17 protein-coding genes are annotated in these 21,663 nt (G+C 69.9%); 9 read left to right on the forward strand and 8 right to left on the reverse strand.

Annotated features, from left to right (window positions below):
• Nucleotides 1-3,081 carry a BTAD domain-containing putative transcriptional regulator gene (locus DMC64_RS29510; protein ID WP_125736166.1) on the reverse strand — a complete coding sequence of 1,027 codons (3,081 nt, stop codon included), beginning with the start codon at nt 3,079-3,081 and terminating at the stop codon, nt 1-3.
• Nucleotides 3,082-3,198: 117 nt separating this feature from the next.
• Here DMC64_RS29510 and DMC64_RS29515 point away from each other — a divergent pair, with 117 nt between their 5' ends.
• From DMC64_RS29515 to DMC64_RS29530, 4 genes are all read left to right on the forward strand, one after another.
• Nucleotides 3,199-4,068: an alpha/beta fold hydrolase gene (locus tag DMC64_RS29515; protein WP_037348270.1), complete on the forward strand. Its 870-nt coding sequence runs from the start codon at nt 3,199-3,201 to the stop codon at nt 4,066-4,068.
• A 359-nt stretch (nt 4,069-4,427) separates the two neighbouring features.
• Nucleotides 4,428-4,922: a hypothetical protein gene (locus DMC64_RS29520; RefSeq protein ID WP_125736167.1), complete on the forward strand. Its 495-nt coding sequence runs from the start codon at nt 4,428-4,430 to the stop codon at nt 4,920-4,922.
• 147 nt (nt 4,923-5,069) lie between these two features.
• Complete coding sequence (locus DMC64_RS29525; RefSeq protein WP_125736168.1) at nt 5,070-5,759, forward strand: sigma-70 family RNA polymerase sigma factor; 690 nt, start codon at nt 5,070-5,072, stop codon at nt 5,757-5,759.
• 95 nt (nt 5,760-5,854) lie between these two features.
• Nucleotides 5,855-6,625, forward strand: a complete 771-nt coding sequence (locus DMC64_RS29530; protein ID WP_125736169.1) for an SH3 domain-containing protein — start codon at nt 5,855-5,857, stop codon at nt 6,623-6,625.
• On the opposite strand, the gene DMC64_RS29535 is transcribed toward DMC64_RS29530, so the two are convergent.
• Nucleotides 6,615-7,136 (reverse strand): hypothetical protein, encoded by a 522-nt coding sequence (locus tag DMC64_RS29535; protein WP_125736170.1) that lies wholly within the window; start codon nt 7,134-7,136, stop codon nt 6,615-6,617. The two genes, DMC64_RS29530 and DMC64_RS29535, sit on opposite strands and share 11 nt — an antisense overlap.
• A gap of 38 nt (nt 7,137-7,174) precedes the next feature.
• On the opposite strand from DMC64_RS29535, the gene DMC64_RS29540 reads away from it, so the two are divergent.
• Complete coding sequence (locus DMC64_RS29540) at nt 7,175-7,612, forward strand: MarR family winged helix-turn-helix transcriptional regulator (RefSeq protein ID WP_037348263.1); 438 nt, start codon at nt 7,175-7,177, stop codon at nt 7,610-7,612.
• Between the two features lie 60 nt (nt 7,613-7,672).
• Nucleotides 7,673-8,845 (forward strand): CdaR family transcriptional regulator, encoded by a 1,173-nt coding sequence (locus DMC64_RS29545; protein WP_125736171.1) that lies wholly within the window; start codon nt 7,673-7,675, stop codon nt 8,843-8,845.
• Here DMC64_RS29545 and DMC64_RS29550 read toward each other — a convergent pair.
• Nucleotides 8,842-9,225, reverse strand: coding sequence for a hypothetical protein (locus DMC64_RS29550; RefSeq protein WP_125736172.1), 384 nt, complete (start codon nt 9,223-9,225; stop codon nt 8,842-8,844). The genes DMC64_RS29545 and DMC64_RS29550 overlap by 4 nt on opposite strands.
• Before the next feature lie 237 nt (nt 9,226-9,462).
• Here DMC64_RS29550 and DMC64_RS29555 point away from each other — a divergent pair, with 237 nt between their 5' ends.
• Entirely contained in the window at nt 9,463-10,497 is a 1,035-nt protein-coding gene (locus tag DMC64_RS29555; protein ID WP_158634272.1) for a DUF3068 domain-containing protein, read from the forward strand.
• On the opposite strand, the gene DMC64_RS29560 is transcribed toward DMC64_RS29555, so the two are convergent.
• The gene (locus DMC64_RS29560) at nt 10,494-11,189 is read right to left on the reverse strand and encodes a class I SAM-dependent methyltransferase (RefSeq protein ID WP_125736173.1); all 696 of its coding nucleotides are present in this window, start codon (nt 11,187-11,189) and stop codon (nt 10,494-10,496) included. The two genes, DMC64_RS29555 and DMC64_RS29560, sit on opposite strands and share 4 nt — an antisense overlap.
• A 163-nt stretch (nt 11,190-11,352) precedes the next feature.
• Between DMC64_RS29560 and DMC64_RS29565 the strand changes: the two genes are divergently transcribed.
• Entirely contained in the window at nt 11,353-12,585 is a 1,233-nt protein-coding gene (locus DMC64_RS29565) for a glycosyltransferase family 4 protein (RefSeq protein WP_125736283.1), read from the forward strand.
• Between the two features lie 925 nt (nt 12,586-13,510).
• On the opposite strand, the gene DMC64_RS29575 is transcribed toward DMC64_RS29565, so the two are convergent.
• Both DMC64_RS29575 and DMC64_RS29580 read right to left on the reverse strand, forming a co-directional pair.
• Entirely contained in the window at nt 13,511-13,690 is a 180-nt protein-coding gene (locus DMC64_RS29575) for a hypothetical protein (RefSeq protein WP_037348252.1), read from the reverse strand.
• A 3-nt stretch (nt 13,691-13,693) separates the two neighbouring features.
• Entirely contained in the window at nt 13,694-15,385 is a 1,692-nt protein-coding gene (locus DMC64_RS29580) for a hypothetical protein (RefSeq protein WP_125736174.1), read from the reverse strand.
• A gap of 69 nt (nt 15,386-15,454) precedes the next feature.
• Here DMC64_RS29580 and DMC64_RS29585 point away from each other — a divergent pair, with 69 nt between their 5' ends.
• Nucleotides 15,455-16,666: a lipopolysaccharide biosynthesis protein gene (locus DMC64_RS29585; protein WP_125736175.1), complete on the forward strand. Its 1,212-nt coding sequence runs from the start codon at nt 15,455-15,457 to the stop codon at nt 16,664-16,666.
• A 5-nt stretch (nt 16,667-16,671) separates the two neighbouring features.
• Here DMC64_RS29585 and DMC64_RS29590 read toward each other — a convergent pair whose 3' ends face one another.
• On the reverse strand, nt 16,672-17,577 hold the full coding sequence (locus tag DMC64_RS29590) for a hypothetical protein (protein WP_125736176.1): 906 nt from the start codon (nt 17,575-17,577) through the stop codon (nt 16,672-16,674).
• A gap of 149 nt (nt 17,578-17,726) precedes the next feature.
• Nucleotides 17,727-21,644 (reverse strand): alpha-(1->3)-arabinofuranosyltransferase, encoded by a 3,918-nt coding sequence (locus tag DMC64_RS29595; protein WP_125736177.1) that lies wholly within the window; start codon nt 21,642-21,644, stop codon nt 17,727-17,729.
• Nucleotides 21,645-21,663 lie beyond the last annotated feature (19 nt).

The following is a 21,663-nucleotide window of genomic DNA, read 5'->3' on the forward strand; positions in this document are numbered from 1 at the left end:
CTAACCCCAGTGCGGTGAACCGGCTTTCACCGCGATGGCCCGCGCCTTCCGGTAGTGCCCGGCCGCTTCCGGCAGACCGAGTGCCGTCGCCAGGTCGCCGAGGTAATGGGCGACCGGGCGGAGGGTGAGCATCCCGCTCCCGGCACCGGCGATCTCGCCCTCGGCGGGCAGAAGCTCGGCGTACAGGCGTTCCATCGACGCCCGGTCGCCGAGTTCGATCGCGACCACGGCGTGCAGACAGGTGCGGGCCTCGAACAGCAGATCCCGGGGCGAGTCCGGGATCGGGAGTACCGGACGGCACCAGCTTTCATAGGCGCCGTAGCTCTCTTCGAGCGCTTGCGGTGGCAGGCCGCGCTGGAGCCGGTCGCAGAACAGGGCGAGCGCGAGGATTCCGTTGTCCACTCCGGACATGGCCGTCCCGGCGAGTCCCGCCGCCGCGGCACGATAGGCGGCCGCCCCGCCCGGGCCGGTCATCGCGGTCCGCATCGCGCGGTACCACCGGGTGAACACGCCCACGAGCGGCAGGCCGTACTTCTCGCCGAGTTCGTCGGCCGACGCGGCGTGCCGGTCCGCGGCGGCGAACTCCGCGAGCGCGCTCTTCGCCTGCAGGAGCACGAGATGCCCGAGCACCTCGAACGTCACCAGCCCGTGCCGCGAGGCGAGGTCGACCAGTTCGGCGCCGATCGCCGCCCGCTCGGGCGCGAGCCCCGCGCGGTCGAAGGACTGCAGGAACCGGGCGTTGAGCGCGAACGCGAGCAGCGCCGGGTCTTGGAGCTCGCGAGCGAGCGTCTCGGCTTCCCTGGCCGCCTCGCGAGCCCGCCGTCCGCCCGCGTTGCGCAGTTCGACGGCGAGCGTGGCCAGCAGGCGGCACCGCTCCGCCCGCCGCTCCTCCGGTAACGCGGCGAGAGTTCGCTCGACGGCGCCCGCGATCCGGGACGCGAGCTCCCTGTCGTCGCTTTCGGTCCAGATGGCGGGGACGTCGAAGGCGCCGATCACCCGCGCGGTCAGCAGCGGATCGTCCAGCTTTTCCGCCAGTTCCAACGCTTCGGCCCGATGCCGCCGCGACCGGCCGAGGCCGCCGGCGACGGCCGACGCACGGGCCATGCCCATGATCAGCTCCAGCCGCTTCTCCGGGTCGGAGCCGCCGGATCGGTCGTACGCGGTGAGCGCCGCCTCCCAAAGCCGGGCCGCTTCCGTTGGGGCGAAACGACTTTCGGCCCGTTCCGCGGCCGCCCGCGCGTAGCGTGCGGCCCGGTCGCCATGCTCCTCCGCCAGCAGGAAATGGTGTGCCAGCGCATCGACGTCGTCCGGGCGAAGACGTTCCAGTGCCTCGGCGATCCCACCGTGCTCGCGAGCCCGTCGCGAACGGGAGAGGTCGTGGTAGAGCGTGTCCCGCACGAGCGCGTGCGCGAACCGGAACCGGTTCGGCGCCCGCTCGGTCAGGATCCCTCGCCTGGCCGCGACTTCCACCGCGTCGAGCGCGGTTTCCCCCACCAGGGCCTCGAGTACGTCCAGATCGACGTCCGTACCGAGCACCGCCGCGCGGCGCACCACACCGCGGACCTCGTCCGGCAACGCGTCCACCCGGTGCCGGACGACGTCGCGGACTCCGGGCGGCACCGCGGCCAAGGCGGCAGGCCCTTCGGCGGCCAGCAGGCGGGCGAGTTCGCGGACGAAGAACGCGTTCCCGCCACTGCGCCGATGGATCACCGCGGCGGTCTCCGGCTCGATCTCTTCCCCGGTCGTGGCTCTGACCAGCGCGGCGATCTCGGTCTCGGGCAGGCCGCCGAGATAGATCCGCGCCGGCTCGTGGCGTGCGGCCCGGCCGAGGAAGTCCGTCAACCGCGCGGGCGGGTCGGTGCCGCGATAGGTCGCGACGATCAGCAGCGGCTCGCTCAGCACCGAGGCCAGCAGCGCCAACGTCTCCTCGCCCGCCCAGTGCAGGTCGTCGAGGACGAGCAGCAAGGGTGCGGCACCGGACAGGTAGGCGGCGACCGCCCGGTGCCATCGCCAGCGCGCGGCCAGGGGATCCTCGGTCGCCGGATCCGCGGTCGGTGGCGCGCCGTACCCGGCCTCGGCGAGGGTCGCGAGGATCCGGCTCCAGGCGTAGGCGGGCGGCGCGCCCTCGTCGTCGGGGTTGCTTCCCCAGGCCGTGGTCCAGCCGCGCGCGGCGAGACGGGCGGCGAACGCCTCGGCGAGCGCGGTCTTCCCCACGCCCGCCTCACCTGACACGAGCACCAGCCGCGACCCCGCCGAGGCTTCTTCGAGCCTGGCCAATTCCGCGTCCCGCCCGATCAGCGGCCGCTCGGGGATCTCGGGCATGGACTGCTCCAGCCGGGGCGCTTGCGCGAGGATGTCGGCTTCCAGGTCTCGCAGGCCGGCGCCGGGATCGATGCCGAGTTCGTCGGCGAGCCGTTCCCGCGTCGCGCGCAACACCGCCAAAGCGTCACCTTGCCGTCCGGAGCGGTAGAGCGCCAGCGCCAGCAATCGGGAACCGTTCTCCCGCAAGGGATACTCGCGGACCCGGGGTTCCAGCTCGGGGACCACCTCGGCGGCCCGGCCGAGCGCGAGAAGGGCTTCGGCACGGAGCTCACCCGCCAGCAACCGGAGTTCGGTCAGCCGGGAGACCTCGCCGAGCGCCCAGCCTTCCTCGGCGAACTCGGCATACGCGGGGCCGCGCCACAACGCGAGCGCGGTGTCCACTTGAGACAGTGCCGCGTCGGCCCGGCGGGCGTCGAGGAGTTCACGAGCCGTGGCGACGGCGGCCTCGAAGTCCCACGCGTCGACGGAATCGGCGCGCAGGGCGTAGCCGCGGGCGACCGTGACGAGCAGCCGCGCGGGCTCACGAGGCGCGCGATCCGGTTCCAGCGCGCGGCGCAGGGCACCGACGAAGGTCTGCACCGCGCCGACCGCGCCCTCGGGCGGCCGTTCCCACAGGTCGTCGACCAGCCGTTCCACCGGCACGACCCGGCCGCGGGCGATCAGCAGCCTGGCCAGCACCGCGCGGTGTCGCGGCCCCTTGAGCCCGACCTCGCCTCGCGCGTCCTCGGCCACGAGCGGGCCGAGCACCCCGAACCGCATCGTCACCTCCTTCACCGACGGTGATCATCGTGCCCCGGCCGCTCGGTCGTCGCTGACCGGGTGCTGATCCGGGCCGGGAACGCTGGCGGTCGTCACGGAACGACCAGGAAGGTACCCATGCGCATCACCGGATTCGACTACCAGCGTGTGCCCGTCGCGGACGGCGTGGCACTGGACGTCGCCGTCGCCGGGACGGGCAGCCCGATCGTGCTGCTCCACGGCTTCCCCCAGACCCACCTCATGTGGCGGCACGTCGCGGCGGATCTGGCGGCCGACCACACCGTCCTCTGCCCTGACCTGCGAGGATACGGCGAAAGCGACAAGCCCGCCGACACCGGCGAGACCTACTCGAAGCGGTCGATGGCGGCCGACGTCGTCGCCGTCGCGAAGGCCTTCGGCCACGACCGGTTCGCCCTCGCCGGGCACGACCGGGGCGCACTGGTGGCCCTGCGGGCCGGGCTCGACCACGCGGACAAGGTCAGTCACCTCGCGATCCTCGACGTGCTGCCGACGCTGGACATGTGGGACGTGCTGCACGGCGCCGGCGCCGCGGTCGGCTTCCACCTCTATCTGATGGCCCAGCCGCCCGGACTGCCGGAACAGCTGATCGCGGGCGCGCCGGACGCGTTCTTCGGTCACTTCCTCGACGCGTGGACGCGCGACGGCGACGCGATCCCCGCCGACGTGCGGGCCGCGTACCTGGAGGCGTCACGGAACGCGGTGCCCTCCATCGTCGCCGACTACCGCGCGTCGGCGGGCATCGACATCGAGCACGACGAGGCGGACCGCGCGGCCGGCAACCGGCTCACGATGCCGCTCACCGTGCTTCAGCAGGACTGGGGCGCCGTGCTCGGCTACGACGCCGTCGCGCTCTGGCAGGCGTGGGCGACCGACCTGGACCACCGGACGGTCACGTCGGGTCACTTCATGGCCGAGGAGTCGCCCGCGGAGGTGGCGAAGGCGCTTCGAGACCTGCTCACGCGTTAGAAGGCGCTGGTCAAGTGAGCGGCGGAGGGGTCGTGAGTGTTTTGCGTCGTTCTAACCGCCCTTACCACTCACGAGGCCGTGGCACCGCACTCACGTGATCGAAGGCGTGACTCGCGTGATCGAAGGCGGAACTCGCGTGATCAGAGGCGGAACACCCCGAGTGCGGCCTCCAATCACGCGAGTCACGTCCCTGATCACGCGAGTCACGCCTTTGCGCACGCCGAGCCTGCGTTCCCGGTCCGCGAAGTGAGCCGAACGGCGCAACCCGCGCCCCCGCTCGCGCCAATCCGACAATCCCTCAGGTTTAGCCCGCGACCTGAGGGGTATCGGGAGTCGGCACACCGAACGAGGGGCCCGACATGACAGCCACCGCCAAACGCGCGCACACCGTCGCACGCGATCTCCTGTCGCTCACCAGATCAGGTGAAGCCGACCTGCTCGCCACCACACTGGTGTCCATCGCCTCCGCCACCCGGCGAGGACCGGCGCTCGACGACGTCGTCGGACGACTGGTCGACACGTTCTCGTTGGCGGCCAAGGATCGCCGCCGTTCGCTGCGGATCGGCGAACCGTTCACGCTGCGCCTGCGTGATCACGCGGGTATGACGGTCCGGCCCGACCGCCTCGAGCCGGGAGTGGCGGCGATCGTCCGCGCCATCGCCGCCAGTGTCCGCGACGACCGGGACACCTGCGCCGACCAGATCGGGCAAGCCTGCGAGAACGCGGATCTCGACCAGCGGATCCGGGTGCTCGCGCATTGCGTGGTCTGGACGTCGGATCTGCTCAGCACCGACACCACCGCCTATCCCCCGGTGCTGTCCTGTCTCAAGGTATCGCCGGATAACAGTCCATAGTAGACATTGCGCGGTTCGGATGACTTCCGGCCCGTCGTATGGACATCCCCTGCACGGAACGGCAAGCTGGACAACCGCGCACGAAGTCCCGGCCCCCGATGACGGGCGCACCTTGGCGGCCAGTTCCCCCGAACCAGGAGTGCAGACTTGGACGAGGTAGCGCCCTCGACGGTACCCGCGGACTCCCGTGCCGCCGCCACGGCGGGGCGGCTGCCCAACCCGGACAGCAGATTGGTCCGGGCGGCCGTGGCCGGTGACCCGGACGCGCTCCGGGAGCTGACCCGTTTCCTTTCCCCGCACGTGTTCCGGTACTGCGCGAGCAGGCTCGGGAGCGCCGGAACGGGGGCCTGCGACGCGCAGGACTGCGCGCAGGAGGTGTTGCAGGCGATGCTGATCGCCTTGCCCCGCTACCGGTACCGCCCGGACCGGTTCCTCGCGTTCGTCCTCGGGATCGCCGGGCACAAGGTGGCCGACCTGCACCGGCGCCGTTCCCGCGAACCGGTCGCCTCCGTGCCGGAGATCGGCGACGGGCTGACGGCGTGGGCGCGCCGCGATCCGGACGAGATCGAACGGCTGGAGCACCGGCTGCAGGCCGGCGTCCTGCTGGCTCGGTTGCCGATGCCGCACCGGCAGGTACTCGCGCTGCGGTTCGTGTTCGGGCTTTCGGCAGAGGAGACGGCGGAACGGCTCGGCCTGCCGAGCGCGGGGGCGGTCCGCGCGGCCCAGTTCCGGGCGCTCGCCCGGCTGCGGGTCCTGCTCACCGAGCGGAACGTCCGATACGCGAACGATGTCCCGATCATCGGGCAAATCCCCGAACCGGAGCTCGTCCCGGTATAGAAAAGTCCACTTAGGACGATCGTTTTCTTGTACGGCGCTTGTACGACGCTCCTCCATCCTGGCCCCCTATTCGGGGAAACCACTGGAGGACACAGATGAAGATCCGATCGAGGATCGCCAGAGGCGCCGTGGGCACGATCGCGCTGGCCGGGGCGATCATGCTCGGCGGCGCGGGCGAGGCGCTCGCGGCGACGGGCACGGTGAACACCGACTCCGGGGTGGCGGTGACCGTGCGGTCCAGCCCGAGCACGAGCGCGAGTTCGGTCGGCACCGTCGCGAGCGGCACCGCCGTCACGATCGACTGCCAGACGAACGGCACGACGGTGACCGGGAAGTACGGCACCACCGACATCTGGGACTACGTGCCGTCGAAGGGCGGCTACATCAGCGACGCCTACGTCTACACCGGTTCGGACGGCCGGGTCGCCCCGGACTGCGCCGGCAGCACCCTGTCCTGCTCCACCGCGGGCACCGGCAACCCGAGGAGCTGCGCCGAAGCCGTCGCGTGGGCGAAGGCGCACGTGCACACGAACAACGACCCGAACTACTACCGCTGGTGCGACCGGATCAACTCGTGGGCCTACGGCTGGACCGCGAGCGGTTCGGAAACGGCCTACGTGCACTGGACCCAGATCCCGGGTTCGTACAAGCACCCCGGCGACACCCAGGTCCCCGCGGGCGGGCTCGCGTTCTTCAGCAACGGCGGCACGGGACACACCATGATCTCGATCGGTGGCGGCAAGTTCCTGTCGAACGACATCCACGGTCCCGGCAGCTTCACCGAGACCACCATCTCGGAGATCAAGAACGCCTGGAACTACACCTATCTCGGCTGGTCGCAGCCGTGGTTCAAGATCAACCACTGACCGCACGAGTGGCCTCGAAACGCTGCCGGACGAAGGGGGCCCCGTCCGGCAGCGTTTCCTCCGCCCGCCAGGAGAAGCTCGCGGCGGTCAGCTCGGAGAAGATCCACCGGCGCCGGACGCCGTCGGTGTCCGCCTCGATCTCGAAGCCGTCCTCCGTCGACTTGCCGAGGAACGGGATCACCCAGCCGTTGCCGGGGCCGAGCCAGGTCGACCGGAACGCGTCGATCTTCTCGTCGTAGAAGCGCAGGCTCATCCCCCACTCGCCGTCCACGCCGCCGGTCCTGCTCGCCCGCGCGGGACTGATCCACACGTCGGCCAGCGCACGGCCGTCGAGCGCCCAGCCGAAATGCCATTCGCCATCGACGGTCCGGACGCTCCCGTCCTCGGCGTGGTTGTGCACCACCAGGTCCCAGCTGCCGATCAGCGGCTCGAACACACTCAGCCGTGCGGCGAGTTCGGGGCGTGGTCCGGCGGCTGTGAACACGGCGGCGATCTGCTCGGCGACATCCATGCGGCCAGAATGAGCACTTTGACAGTATGCTGTCAACTATGAGCGAGCTCGTCCACGACTACCGGTTGCTGATCGCCGACGTCTACGAGCTGGCGGGAGTGAGCCGCCGGATCAGCGAACGGGAGGCCGCCGGACAGGGCACGACCGTCGCCCGCTGGCACGTGCTGAGCGCGGTGTCCGAAGAACCACTGGCCGTCCCCGCCATCGCGCGACGGCTCGGCCAGGTCCGCCAAGCCGTCCAGCGTGTCGTGGACGACCTCACCGAAGCCGGCGAACTGTGCGCACGGCCCAATCCCGCCCATCGCCGCTCCGCCTTGTACGCCATCACCCCCGAGGGCGAGCGACTGCTGCAGCGGCTCTGGGACGCGAGCGAAACCCGGCGCGGAGACGTGCTCGACGACAGCGGTGTCACCCTCGATGACCTGCGGCGGGCCCGCGAAACCCTGCGCAGGTTGTCAACCGCGCTCAGCTCGTGAAACCGCCCTTTCGTCGCATCGTGATAAAAAGCGGCCGCTCCATCGGGTTAGAGTTGACGGATGGGCACCGAAGCTCTCGCTACTCCCGCACCCCGGGAGCAGCGTGTGCTCATGCAGGCGATGCTCACCCGGCTGCCCGAGTTCAGTGATCGCCTCGCCCAGCTGCTCAGCGACGAGGACGAGTTCTACCACCAGGTGGACAGCACCGCGCCGGACGAATTGCGCAAGGTCTGCCGGGCGAATCTCGAGCGGGCGCTGACGGCACTCGTCGAGGGACGGGGGCTGCCGCTCGACGCGGCCCGCAAGACCGGGCTGGCCCAGGCAAGGCAGGGTATCCCGCTGCCGTCCGTGCTCCGCGCGTTCCGCATCGGCGGGATCTTCGTCTACGAACGCCTGCTGGAACTGGCGGGCCCCGGCTTCATCAACCCGGCGCGCACGGTGGAGATCAACTCCAACGTCTGGAAGACCATCGATCTCTATTCCGACGCGCTGACCACCGCGTACAGCGAGGTCGCCGCCGAACTCTCCCAGGAGAAGCTCGCCCTGCTCGACGGTCTGCTGCAGGGCCGGTTCGCCACCCAGCCGGAACTCGAGAACGCCGCGAAAGAGCTCGACCTCCCGGCCGCGGGCACGTTCGTCGCCGTCGTGACGGAGGCCGTCGAGCCGGAGGAGCGGCCCGGCGTCGAGGCGCTGCTGCGGGCCCGGCGCTGGAAGTCGGCCTGGCGGCCGGGCGCCGAGGTCGGGCTCGTCGTGATCGACCGCGTCGAGGACGTCCGGCGGCTGCGCGACCTGCTGGGCACCCTGCCGCTGGCGGCGGGGATGAGCAGGCCGTTCAACGGATTCCTCGAAGTGCCGGACGCGGTCCATCGGGCCCGGATCGCCCGCCGCTCGCTGGCCGCGGGCGCCGCCGGTGTCGCCGTGTTCGGCGACTCCCCGGTCACCACGCTGGTCGCGAGCGCGCCGGAGATGTCGCGGGACGTGCTGCGTTCGGTGCTGGCCGGGCTGCTGGTGCTGCCCCAAGCCGAGCGGCAGGTCCTGCTCGACACGCTGATCGCGTGGTTCGCCGGGCACGGTTCGGCCAAGGAGGCCGCGGACCGCCTGATCGTCCACCCGAACACGGTCCGCTACCGGCTGCGGCGGGTGCAGGAGCTGACGCGGCGCGACCTGTCCGACCCGGTCGACGTCGGCGAGCTCTACGTCGCACTGGAAGCGGTCCGGCTGACGGACTCTTAGATCGTTCTTTCCGGCGCCATGTCGGCGTCGATGATCCTCGCGAGGTCCAGCAGCGTGTGCCCGAGACCGGGCCGCGCAGTGAGCCGCACCGCGAGCGTCCGGCCGCGCGAGGTCGTGGCGACCGGCAGGGTCACTTCGGGATTCGCGGATCTCGTCCACTGTGGACGGCGTCCGGCCGCGGACAGGACGATGTCGGGATGCGGCGACCGCCGTCCGGGACGCCACCGTGATCTCCTGGCGTCGAGATCGCGGATCACGTTGCCGTGCAACGAAAGCAGCGCGGCGACGTCGGCGACGGCGTCGCGGAGCTCGACGTCGGTGATGGAATCCGAGTACGCGCCGATGTCCAGCGCGCGGCGATCGTTCGGGTCCTGCGGCACAGAGTTCCTTTCCACGCACCGGAAGTCGTCCGATGGTGGTCCCCATCACGTTGTTCCGGGGAACAAACATGTTTGGCGGACTGCGCCGAATGGGTGCGCCCATACCACCTTCCGGTCGCACGGCGTGCCTGTGACCGTCGGTCACACCTTTGACGCCGACCGGCGCGCGGGACAGTATCTGGCGACTGATTACCGATGGGTAATGTGGATGTTTCCGTGGTCTCACCAGGAGGACCGTTGCGTCGAGCGTTGAGCCTGATCTTCTTGGCCCTAGGGGTGTTCTCCGTCGCCGGCGCGGTGTTGCTGCCGACCTACGTGAAACCCGAACTCGCCAAGGTGCCGTTGAACCAGGAATCGACGTCGGTCCTCGAAGGCACCGCGTCGAAGGTGCTCGCGGTGAAGAAGGTGGGCGACAAGACCGTCACGGAGATCCGTGACGACGCCAAGCTGAAGGCGACCGCCCACGTGGTGGCGAACTTCGCGCCGCCGGAGATGCAAGAGGGCACGGACGTCGCGGTGTGGCTGATGGCCGTGTCGGTCGTCGACACCAGCGACCAGACCGTGGTCAGCGCGAGCAAGCGCCAGGTCTGTTTCGACCGCCGCACCGCGGAAGGCTATGTGCCGCCGGGGGGCGACCAAGAGGCGAAGTGCTCGGCCAACAGCAGCTTCGTCACCAAACTCAAGGAGAAGGCCGAGAAGGAGAACGAAAAGCCCGAGGAGGTCCAGGAGTACAAGCCGCAGCCCGGCCTGAACTTCAAGTTCCCCTTCGACACCGAGCAGAAGGACTACCAGGTCTACGACGACAACACCGGCCGTCCCGTCCAGGCCCGGTTCAAGGGCGTCGACGAGATCAAGGGTGTCGAGGTCTACAAGTTCGTCCAGGAGATCCCCGACACGAAGATCTCGACGAAGAAGGTGCCGGGCTCGCTCATCGGGGCCACCGGCGATTCCGTCGAAGCCGGCCAGTTCTACAAGGGCACCATCACCAGCTGGATCGAGCCGGTGACGGGTATCCAGGTCAAGCAGGAACAGCAGTCGCACCAGGAACTGCGGTCGGCCGCCAACCCCACCCCCACGGTGGTCTTCGACGGCAAGCTGGAGTTCACCGACGCGACCGTCGACGCGATGGTCAAGCAGGTCGACGAGAACAAGGGCAAGCTGGACTTCATCGGGAGCACCGGGCCGATCGTGCTCGGCGTCGCCGGCGCGGCGTTCCTCGCCCTCGGGGTCTTCCTGTTGGCGAAGCGCCGCCCCACCCCCTCGCGCCACTAACGCTTGCGCAGCACCATCACCAGATTCCACGACGCGATCTCCCGGACACCCGGGACATACGCGATCCACTGGGCCCAGGAGGGGTGGTAGCGCGGGTAGACCTCCTGGAGATCGGCGAGCGGCGCGGCCTTCCCCCACCGGATGGCCGCGCCCGCCGAAAAGGCGAAAAGGCTCTCGCCGAATTTGTTCTTCGGCTCCTTTCCGTTCTTTTCGGCATAACGCCGCCGGGCGTAGTGGCCACCGAGGAAATGCCACGGAGCCGTCTCGTGCCCGCCCCATGGCGAATACCACGGCGTGAACGAGGCGAAAATCGTTCCGCCGGGTTTGGTCACCCGGCACATCTCGGCCAGCATGACCTCGGGTTCAGAAACGTGTTCGAGGACGTTCGACGAATAGCAGACGTCGACGGAATCGGTGCGCACGGGCAGTTTCGTCCCGCTGCCGCGCACCATGTTCTCCCCGGCCTCGCCGCGCGCCGTCAGCTCTCCGACGTCGGGATCTATGCCGAGATACGTGGCTCCGGCGGCACGGAACGCGTCGGAGAAATAGCCGGGACCGCCGCCGACGTCGACGATCGTTCGGCCGTTCAACGGAGTGTGCTGCGCCAATTGCCGGACCGAGTCCTCGGCGAGCACCGAGTAGAAACCGTCCGGATCCGTCTGTTCGGTGAGAAAAGCCCGGAACAACGTCACCGATCTGCGCAAAGTGGCGCGATGAGGCATCGTTGCTGGGGTCACCGACCGATTACCGACCATCGAACCATCGCTTTCCGAGAATGATTCATCTACCGTGTACGCACCGGTAACCTAGCATTGTCGCTAACAGGTTGGGAGAACCACGATGGAAAGGCCACGTGTGCTGCTCGTCAACTGGCGCGACACCGGGCATCCGGAGGGCGGCGGCTCCGAGCGGTACGTCGAGCGGATGGCCGAAGGGCTCGCCAAGGCCGGATACCGGGTGGAGATCCAGTGCGCGGCATACCCGGGAGCGAACGCCGGGGAATGGCGCGACGGCGTCCGCTATCGCCGCCGTGGCAACAAGTTCGGCGTCTACCTCCACGCGCTCCGGGCGATCCGGAAGGCGCACGCCGACCTCGTCGTCGACGTGCAGAACGGGATGCCGTTCTTCGCCAGGCTCGTCGCGGGCTGCCCGGTCCTCGTGCTGGTGCACCACGTCCACAAGGAACAGTGGATCAGCGCGCTCGGCGAGACACTGGGCCGCATCGGCTGGTGGATCGAGTCGAAGCTGGCGCCGTGGCTGTTCCGCCACTGCCGCTACGTCACGGTTTCCGAGATCACCAAGGGCGAACTGGCGGGCCTCGGCATCGAAGGCTCACGCATCACGGTGGTACCCAACGGTTTGGACACTCCCCCGCGCGGCAAGGCCGTCCGGGAGACCGAGCCGACGCTGGTCGCGGTCAGCAGGCTGGTGCCGCACAAACGGATCGAGCACGCGATCGACGTCGTCGCGGAACTGTCCCGGCGCTGGCCGACGCTGAAGCTGGAGGTCGTGGGCCAGGGCCCGTGGGAAGAGGTCTTGCGCAAACACGCCCGCGACAGGGGCGTCGAAGACCGGGTGCGGCTACACGGGTGGGTGGACGAGGACGAGAAACACGAGATCCTGGAACGCTCCTGGCTGCACCTGTGCCCGTCGGTCAAGGAGGGCTGGGGCATCGTCATCATGGAGGCCGCCGCGCACGGCGTTCCGTCGGTGGCCTACCGGGCGGCCGGCGGCGTGGCCGAGTCCATTGTGGAGGGTAAGACGGGTCTACTGGCCGACGACTTCGCCGATTTCACCGCGCAGGTCGACGGGCTGCTCGCCGACCGCGTACGGCGGACCGAGATGGGCCGGGCCGGCGTCACGTGGGCCGGTCTGTTCGACTGGGAGCACAGCGTGAACCGCTTCGAATCACTCGTGCGCGACGTGGCCGGGGTGGCCATCCCCCACCCTCGGGTCCTGACGTCGCAAGGATTCCACGATCCCGTCGGCCAGATCGGCGGTGGCGGCGTCGTCGAAGTCCTTGCGGCGTGCGCGCACGGTGACGGTGCTCGTCTCGCCGACGGTCACCGCGCCGAACGCCACGCCTGAGCGGCCGCTGGCGGCGGGATAGAACGCGATCGAGGTGACCGCGTCCGCCGCCGAGACGACGCCGAGGTTGGAAACGAGATAGGTCGAACCGAGCCTGCCCGCCAGCAGCCGGGTGCCCAGCCGGGCGATCCTGCTGCTGCGGGCGGGGAAATCGGGCTCCGGCGGCTGCGTGGCAAGCAGCGCGCCGACTTCGGCGACCGTGGGTTTCCCGCCGAGCCGCAACCGGAAGAACGCGCTGTCGTGCAAGGGTTCCGGGGCCGCGCCGCCTCGCCACGACGCGCCGACCGCGGCCACGACGCGGGCGGCTTCCTCGCCATGCCGGGCATTCCACGTCTCGGTCAAGTCCGCGGCGGCCGCGGCGAACGCGGACGACCCGAACCGCGAGCGCGGGAGGATCCTGGCGCTGAACACGTCCCCAGGGCCGCTTTCAGACCTCTCCGGGGTGATTCTCGCCGGGGGCGCGAAAAGCGCTTCAGCGAGCCGCTGGAAGGCGGACACGAGAAAGGATCGGTCCGCCGTGCGGGCGCCGATCCCCTTGGCGGCGGACGAAATCGGGACGTCGAGGGCCAGGCCGAGGACGGCGAGCAGGCCGAGACCGTCGAGCGCGCCGTGGTGCGCGGCGATCAGCACGACCGGTTCGTCGATGCCGACGGCGACCCGGAGCAGCGGGGCGCCGCGTTCGTACGCCGCCTCGGCGAACCGATCGCGGATCGCCGGAAGTTCTTCGCTCCGAACGGCTTCGACGTCCGGAGCGGCGCCCAGCCACGGCCGTTCTTCGACCGCGACCGCCAAGCGCATCCGCGCCTTTTCCGGCGTCAGAGCCGAAGACAGCCTCGCTTCCAGGAGGATGCTCCAGGAAACGGTGGGGTCGCCGTAGAGCCCGACGACCCGGCCGGCGTGGTCGGAAGCGAGCTCGGACACCGGCTCAGCGGTTGCCGTAAATGACGTGCTCGGGGCTCGAGTTCGGGTTGAACTGCTCCTTGATCTTCGCCTGCACCTGGGGTGCGGCGTCCGGATCGGCGGAGTTCGTCAGCGCGTAACTCCCCCCTGCGGCCGTTGCGAGCCCGATGATGACGGCGGCGGCCGCGCCGATGAGGGTGCCCAAGACCTACTCCTTCCGCGACAGGGAATTCCTGCGTCGGCTCAATGTACGCACCGGTAACTTGAGGCACAACAGTGCGGCCGCGATCGTCACCAGCGCTACTCCGTTTGCCAGCAGCACGGGGACCGGTGATCGCGTCCCGGTCACGGCGGGCTCACCGGGAGTGCGGTAAAGCGTGAGCCAGTCACCGGACCACACCGGTTCCGCGCCGGTCAGCAACCGCGGATCGACCCGCCCCGGCGTCCCGTGTTCGACGAGGATCCAGCCGATTCCGGCCGCCGACAGGTCTTCCGGCGACTTCGCCGCGCGGACACGGTCCATTCTGGAATCCTCGCCGGCGATCTCCTCGCCTCCGACTCGCAGAGTGTCGTCGACGAGCACGTTCTCGGGGAGTGCGCGTGGCGCCGGGTCCAGCTGGGTCCGGTGGTCGTTCCAGGCGAAACTCCGGAACGTGGACAGCGGCAGCGCGACGACGTCGCCGGGCCGGTCGTCTTCGGCGAGCACCCGGTGGACGGCGTTCCAGTCGTCCGGGTAGCGCACCGCTTCGAGCCTTCCCCAGCCACCCCACGCGAGATCGGGCATGGTGAGCAAGGGAAAGAGCGCGGCGGCCACGACGAGCGCCCCACGCGCCGCCCCGGTCCGCAGACGCGCGGCGGCGGCCTCGACCGCTAGCGCGAAGCCGAGCGCGACCGGAAGCGCCCACCAGGCCACCCATTTCTGCGCGTCCCGCAGCAGCCCCGCGCCGGGCACGTGCCCCATCGCCCAGGACAGCACGGGCTCGCCGAACGGCAAGGTCGCCAGCGAGGCGAGCACGACACCGAGAACCCCCAGCACCAGCAACGCTCTCGCCGGCGGGGTGCCCCACTTCCGCGCCAGCGGGCGGAACCCGGCCAAGGCCACGGCGACCGTGACGAGGATCAGCACCGGCGCCATCGGCGCGCCCCGGCTGCCGGGAACGACGTCGCCGTTCCAGATCCCGCCGAGTCCGAGCACGCTCAGGATGGCCGGGCCCCAGCTTTCCGCGCGGGCGCTGAACGCGGCCACCCCGGCGGGATCGGACAGCGTTCCGCCGTCGTGCAGGAACGTCGGGACGAGCCAGGGCAGGTTGAGCACGACGGCGAGACCGAGAGTGTGGCCCAGTTTTCGCGGGCCGGCCAGGGCGATCGCGGTGAGCGCGGCCAGCACTCCGCCGGGTGGGGTGAGCATCGCGGGGGCGCAGGCGAGGATCAGCCGCGCGAGCGCCCTCGGTTCGTTCCGGCGCAGGGAAAGCGCGGCGCGCACGATCCACGGGAGGCACGCGTAGGTGAGCAGGAGCGGCCAATGCCCGATGAACAACCGCTCCGCGAAATAGGCCGTCCACGCGTAACCTGTGGCGGCGACGACGCGCGTACCGAGTTGCTCCGTCGGGACCAGCCGCGCTGCGCCGTATGCCGCTCCGAAGAGTGCCAGGAACAAGACTGTTTTCTGGACGATGTCGCCGGGAACGAGTGCGGTCGCGAGCGCGATCACGGCGTCGGCGGGGACCGATCGCGGCAGCGCGGAACCGAGGCCGAGCGCGTCCGGGATCAGCGACTGACGCTGGGCGAACACCATGTCGTAGCTCAAGACGAAACCACGTCCGAGCACCGGCAGGAACACCAGCAGCGCCAGCCCCGCCGACACCGCGGCGAGGACGAGACGTTCGCGCCGTGCGTCCAAGTGCCCTTCCCTTTCCGCCTCGTTCGCGGTTATGGTCGCGGAGATTACTCGCCGGTAATGGGAGCTCTGTTGAGCGTAGACGCCGAGGTCGACCAGACCAGGACCGACAAGCGTGTCGCGGCGATCCTCGTCTCGCTCGCGCTGGCCGCGAACAACGCCGGCGCCTACGCGCTGAGCATCGTCGCCGCCCGGCTGCTCGCGCCGAGCGCGTTCGGTGAGCTGAGTTCGCTGCTGGCGGTGCTGGTGATCGGCGTCGTGCCCGCGATGGGGCTGCAAACCGTGGTCGCGCTGCGGGTGGCCCGGCTGCGTTCGTCAAAGGAGTCGCAGGACAGCGGGACACTGTTCGCGCTCGGCCTCACGACGAGCGCCGTCGTCGCGACCACCGGGCTGATCCTGGCGCCGGTGCTGGTCTTCGTGCTGCACCTGGATTCGGTGGTGCCCGCGCTGCTGCTCGCCGTCACACTCGGACCGCTCACGCTGCTCGGCCTCTTCCACGGTCTGCTGCAGGGCAGCGACCGGTTCGCGCTGCTGGCCGGACTCATGTCGCTCGAAGGCGCGGGCAAGGTCGGCGGCTCGCTGATCGGCCTGCTGATCGGCGGTGACGCCACCGGTGCGCTGGCAGGCACCGCGATCGGCTCGTACCTGGTGATCTTCTGCGGTTGGGTCCTCTGTGGACGGCCGCGGCCCCGCAAGGCGGGCTGGCACGCGGGCGAGGTCCTGCACGCGGCGCAGGCGATGCTGGCGCTGGTCCTGCTGGTGAACCTCGACCTCGTGCTGGCGCGGCACACCCTCCCCGCTGGAGAAGCAGGTGAATACGCGCTCGGCGCGATCGTCACGAAGATCGCGTACTGGCTCCCCCAAGCCGTCGGTGTCCTGGTACTGCCCCGCTTCGCGAACGGCGACGACCGGCGCCGAATCCTGCCCGCCGCCCTGGCCGTCTGCGCTGCCCTGGACGCCTTCGTGCTGTTGGTTTCTTTTGCTTTCGGATCGCGTCTGCTCTCGTTCATCGGCGGCTCCGGCTACGCCGCCAGCACCATGCCGGTCTGGCCGTTCGCCCTCGCCGGCTCGATGCTCGCGCTGGTGCAGATCCTGCTGTTCTCGCGCCTCGCCGCCGGAGACCGGCGGGTGACCGTGCTGATGTGGACGACCGTGGTGGCGGAGACGGTGCTGGTGACGACTTGGCTGCACTCTTCGGCCGCTCAGGTGGTGACTGTCGCTGCTTGCTGTGCCGGGGGGTTGGCGCTTTCTGGGGCGGTGTTGGAACTGCGGTCGCGGAGGTGAGGGACTCATCCGAGGTGCACGTCGGGTCGCGGACGACGCTGGGCACTGTGGAACGCGGCTCTGAGTTCCTGGAGAACCGCGCCGGGTTCGGTCCGGAGGCGGGACGGCAACGTCTGGAGAACGACGATCCCGGCCGCGGCGTAGCGCGCGTTTCGCGCGAGGGTCGCCCGGAAGTGGTCGCCTTTGGCGTGATAACCACGGGAATCGACTTCCCAGGCGAAGCCGACCTCATCGCACCACCCGTCCGGCTTCGCGACGAACCGGCCTGCCGCGTCGAAGACCTTCACATTCCACTGGAACTCCGGCAACCCCGACCGCTTCCACAGACTCCACGCGTCGGCCTCGGCGACCGAATGCGCGCCGCCCAAGATCGGCGCCAGCGCCCGTAGCAGTCTCCCGTCGAATCGGCACCGCTCGTCGATCTCGACGGCGAGCGCGTGCGGGAGGCAATGACGTTCTTGCACCGCTTCGGCCATCATCGCCACGACCGAGTCCGAATCGGGGGTTCGGCGTGCCGCGTCGATCACCGCGCGCGGCACGGGAGCGGTCGGCACACCAGCTCTGCTCAGCGGCGCGGGCAGCCGCCGCGTCCGTTCGATATGGACGAACCCGGTACTGGCGATCGCTCGTTCGGCCGGTACGAGGACATGCACGTCGTCGGTATCCGGCAGATTCCTCAGCCCGTACCGCCTGAGCGCGGGCACCCCGGTGAGCACCGAACCTTCGCGCGCCAGGAGCAGGCTCGCCTCGATCCGCTGTTCCTCGGTCGGCTCGCCGTTTCCGAGCAGCACGACTCCGGGCAGCAGCCTCCGCCAGACACCGCCGGGCTCGCACCTGCGCCAGATGGTCCTTCTGGGCACGCCGAGCTCTTCGAGTCGCTTGACCGCGGCCACGGCCGGGCCGTTCGTCATCAGTGGGTGCTGTGCCCACTCCCCTCTTCGCACTTGATCAGCTTGAACCCGGCCACCGACAGAACCCGCGGATTCACCTCGTGACCGGTCCGGTGAAGTGGGGGTGTGTGGAAATAGGGACATTCAACGTCCCTATTTCCACACACCCCTCACGTTCTGTCACCTTCAGGTTCGCGGCCCGCGAACCAAGGCACACACATCGCCACCATCGCCGCCGCGGCCAGCAGCAGCGAAGCCTGCGTCACCGGACCGTAAGCCCACTCCTGCCCATGCCCCAGCAGCCGCCCCACCACCGCGACGAGCGTACCCACGACCATCCCGCCGAAAGCGAGATATCGCGGCGCGCGTTCGCTGAACTGGCGGGCCAGCAGGACGGCGATCAGCAGCACGATCGGCAGCATCCCGCCCAGTACGGCCAGCAGTCCGATCAGGACCACCGGCACCACCGGCCCGGAACCGGCTTCCACCGAAATACGACGACGGCGGACCGGCCACAGCGCACCGATCAGCACCAGCAGGATCGCGACCGCCCCGATCAGCAGACCCGACCGGTACTTCCAGTCCGGCGTGAATTCCAGTCGCACCACACCGCCGGAGCCCGCGGGCAGGATCCAAGCCTGCTGCCAGCCGTCGACGCGCGTCTTCACCAGCGGGGTCCCGTTCAGCGAGGCGGTCCAGCCCGCGTTCGCGTTCTCCGGAACGGCCAAAATGGACTCGTCGCCGCCCTCGACGGTGACCGATCGGGAGGTCGCGTCCCACGAGTCCACGGTGACGGCGCGATGCGCGGCGGGCGGAACGGCCCGGCCGGCGGGTTTGAGCCAGAGGTCTTGGACCACGAAGGACTCGGAACGGTCGGTCCGCAGTTCGTGCCCGCCCGCCGCCAGGTCCACGCCGCCCGCCGAATCGGGGCACGCGGACAGCGTCAGCGGCCGGTGCGCGACAAAGTCGGCGAGCGTGCCACGCACCGAGGTGTCGTAGTCGAAGCCGTCCAGGCGGACGTTCGGACCCGATCCGCAGGGCAGGGCGAATTCCGCGGCCGGAGCGGGAAGTTCCGCCCCGGTCAGGGAAAGACTCCCGATCCCGAGCGAGTTCCGGGTCCGCTGGTCGTCGTCGAGGCCGGCGAACGCGATCTTCAGCTGCGAAGTCTCCATGGGCGGGAAAGTCGCCGCGCCGGAAGCGTCGAGTTCGACGGAACGGCTCGACGTGGGCGTGGTCAGTTCCAAGCGCGCGGGAGCACGCGAGTCGGCGGCGACGCGGATTCCGGAGATCGTCTGCGGTTTCGCCCAGTCCAGCGTCATCGTCGGCCGCAGGTCCGTGATGTCGGGCTGCCAGGCGGTCGCGGGATTCCCGTCCACTGCGGCGAACGCGCTCGCGGACGGGTCCCCGCCCAGTTGCGACGTCGCCGAAACCCTTAAGCCCGGAAGCTCCACCGGCACGCGGCCACCGCCCGCCGGCAGCACGGTGCCACCGAATTCGTAGGCACTCTGCGACGTCGTCGAGAACAGCCGCCGGATTCCGTCCGGTTCCTCACCGTCGCGGCCCGCGTTGGGGTCGCAGCGACCGGGCACACACGCGTACCTCGGCTGCTGCCCGCGCGTGAACGCGAACCCCGGCGCCGTTCCCGCCCCGAGGTCGGCGGGGACTTCCAGCGCGCGTTGCGGTTCGACGCCGGGGATCTTCAGGTCCGAGATCCCGACGTTCCCGTCCTGCCTGCCGACCACGAGCGACAGCAACGTGATCCGCACCTTGCGCGTCACCCCCGCCGGAACCGGGTACGTGTGCGCCCCCGCACCGCGGACGACCTGGTGATCGACGGAGCCGTTGTCCGTGGTGATCCGGATCCTGGTCGGCGGCCAGCCGACGCGGATGTCGTCGACCATCGCGAGATCGACCGAGTTCACCAGCCGAGGGGTGTCGAGTTCGACTTCGAGCCACTCCCCGATCGGGCCGGTGAAGCTCGACGAATGCCAGGCGGTACGCGGATCCCCGTCCAGCGCGGCGAACGGCTGGTGGCTCGGATCCGAGCCGCCGAACGCGTCCGCGAACGAAGCCGCCGTCGACGCGGTGACCGAGCGGATGCCCCGGTACGCGGCCACGGTCTGGTGCTGCTCACCCGGGAACGGCAGGACGTCCAGCGCGGCTCGTTGCTGGCGCGGGGATTCCCCGGCGGTCAGGGTCTGGCTCAGGTTGTCCCGCACGCCGCCGACGTTGCGTTCGGCGCGGCGCAGCCCGTCGGTGACCAGCCTCGGCCCGGTCGGGGAACCGCCATCCCCGGTCAGCACCGTCGGCGTGCCGGGTTCGAGCTGCCCGGAGTTCATCAGCGGCAACAGGTTCTCCGGCCCGCCGCTCACCGTCGGAACGTCCTTCGTGGACGTCGCGGTGACGAGCGGCACCGGGCGTTTCACCTCGAAGATCTCCAGCGGCCCGAACTGGGCCGACTTCTCGATCCCCGGCGATCCCGCCAGTCCGGCGCGCAACGTCGTGAAGTCGGGCGCGCCGACCTTGGCGCGGTCGACGTCGCCGCGCAGCAGCAGGAACCGGTAGCCCGACCGCGCGAGCAGCGCCGCGAGCCCGGAATCCCCTCTGCCGTCGGCCAAGGCCGCGTCGACCGAGTCCATCAGGCGGGTATTGCCCTCCGAGCCCAACGGGACCTGGTTGCGCACCGCCCACGGGCTGTCCGCGATGGCCTGCGCCGGTTCGTCCACCGTGCGGCCCCAGTCGTACTCGCCGAACCCGGTCGCGGGCAGCAGCAGCGTGCGCGCCGTCGCGTCGGTCTTGGCGACGTAGCCCATCGCGTCGTACCAATATCCCGGTACTTCGTCCCAACCCGGCCCCGGCCGCAAGGTCAGCAGCCACACCGGCGCGGCCATCGCCACGACCAGAAGGGCGCCCAGCGCGGGTCGCAGATTTCGCCGCAGCGCAGGGGCGGCGCTCGTAATGCCGTGGACGAACGCCAGCATCAACGGCAGCCGCAGCACCGGTTCGAATTTGTGCACGTTCCGCAGCGGCGCGAGCGGACCGTCGAGCAGATGCCGCACAGGTTCCGCCAGCGGGCTGTCGAGCGTCCCGACGTAGCCGACGGTCAGCAGCGTCAGCCCGGTCAGCACGCCGAGCACCAGGAACCGTCGTTCGGGCAGCCCACGCCGCGCGAGGCCGAACAGCCCGACCGCGGCCACCAGCCCGGTCGCCGCCATCAGCACCGGATTGTCGATCAGCGCCCAGCCCGAAGGCCACCACGGCGTGCCCTGCACGACGTAGGCGACCCACTGGTTCGTGCCGCGCAGCACCTCGAACAACGACATCGGCGCCGTGGTGTTCGTCGCGGACTCGATGTAGTCGAGGAACGGCAGGCTGTACTGGCCGAGCAGCACCAGCGGCAGGAACCACCACAGCACCACGCCGACGACGAAGACGAACCACCAGATGACCAGCGCGACGTGCGTACTGCGCCATTTCCGGGTCAGCAGCCACAATCCCGGAAGCACGAGCGCCATCACGACCATCGCGCCGTTGATCCCGCCCATGCACAACACGGCGAGCGCGGACAGCCCGGCGGCACGGCGCGGCGAGCCGATGCGATCGGCGAGGATCAACGGCAGCAGCACCCACGGGAGCAGGACGGCGGGCAGCATTTCCGAGGACAGCGAACCGATTTCGGTGACCATCCTCGGCGCGAGGGCGTAACCCACTGCTCCGATCAGCCGAGTCCGTTCGTTCCCAATTTTCAGCGCGCGGGCCACGAGCAGGGCGCCGCCGAACGCGACCGAGAGCAGGATCGCGCACCACAACCGCTGCGCGATCCACACCGGCATCCCGACGGCTTGGCACACCGCGAAGAACGGCCCCATCGGGAACAGGTAGCCGTAGGCCTGGTTCTGCAGCTCCCCCGCCGTCGCCTGGGGATTCCACAGGTGCAGCGCCCGGCCGAGGAAGGCCAGCGGATCCACCGCGAGGTCGAGTTTCGTGTCGAAGGTCGTCCTGCCGGGACGCTGCACAAAGGACAGCACGGTGAGTGCCAGCACGATCCACGTGCTCGGCCTCTTCACGAGCGCGCCGGGGGTTACCATCCGGTAGATACTAGGCGGA

Origin of the sequence: Amycolatopsis sp. WAC 04197 (assembly GCF_003947475.1) — a bacterium.
GTDB lineage: Bacteria > Actinomycetota > Actinomycetes > Mycobacteriales > Pseudonocardiaceae > Amycolatopsis > Amycolatopsis japonica.

Bases quoted from the DNA above. Each gene is read 5' to 3' on its own strand.
- DMC64_RS29510 (WP_125736166.1), bottom strand. From the start codon at position 3,081: ATGCGGTTCGGGGTGCTCGGCCCGCTCGTGGCCGAGGACGCGCGAGGC.
- DMC64_RS29515 (WP_037348270.1), top strand. From the start codon at position 3,199: ATGCGCATCACCGGATTCGACTACCAGCGTGTGCCCGTCGCGGACGGC.
- DMC64_RS29520 (WP_125736167.1), top strand. From the start codon at position 4,428: ATGACAGCCACCGCCAAACGCGCGCACACCGTCGCACGCGATCTCCTG.
- DMC64_RS29530 (WP_125736169.1), top strand. From the start codon at position 5,855: ATGAAGATCCGATCGAGGATCGCCAGAGGCGCCGTGGGCACGATCGCG.
- DMC64_RS29535 (WP_125736170.1), bottom strand. From the start codon at position 7,136: ATGGATGTCGCCGAGCAGATCGCCGCCGTGTTCACAGCCGCCGGACCA.
- DMC64_RS29540 (WP_037348263.1), top strand. From the start codon at position 7,175: ATGAGCGAGCTCGTCCACGACTACCGGTTGCTGATCGCCGACGTCTAC.
- DMC64_RS29545 (WP_125736171.1), top strand. From the start codon at position 7,673: ATGGGCACCGAAGCTCTCGCTACTCCCGCACCCCGGGAGCAGCGTGTG.
- DMC64_RS29590 (WP_125736176.1), bottom strand. From the start codon at position 17,577: ATGACGAACGGCCCGGCCGTGGCCGCGGTCAAGCGACTCGAAGAGCTC.
- DMC64_RS29595 (WP_125736177.1), bottom strand. From the start codon at position 21,644: ATGGTAACCCCCGGCGCGCTCGTGAAGAGGCCGAGCACGTGGATCGTG.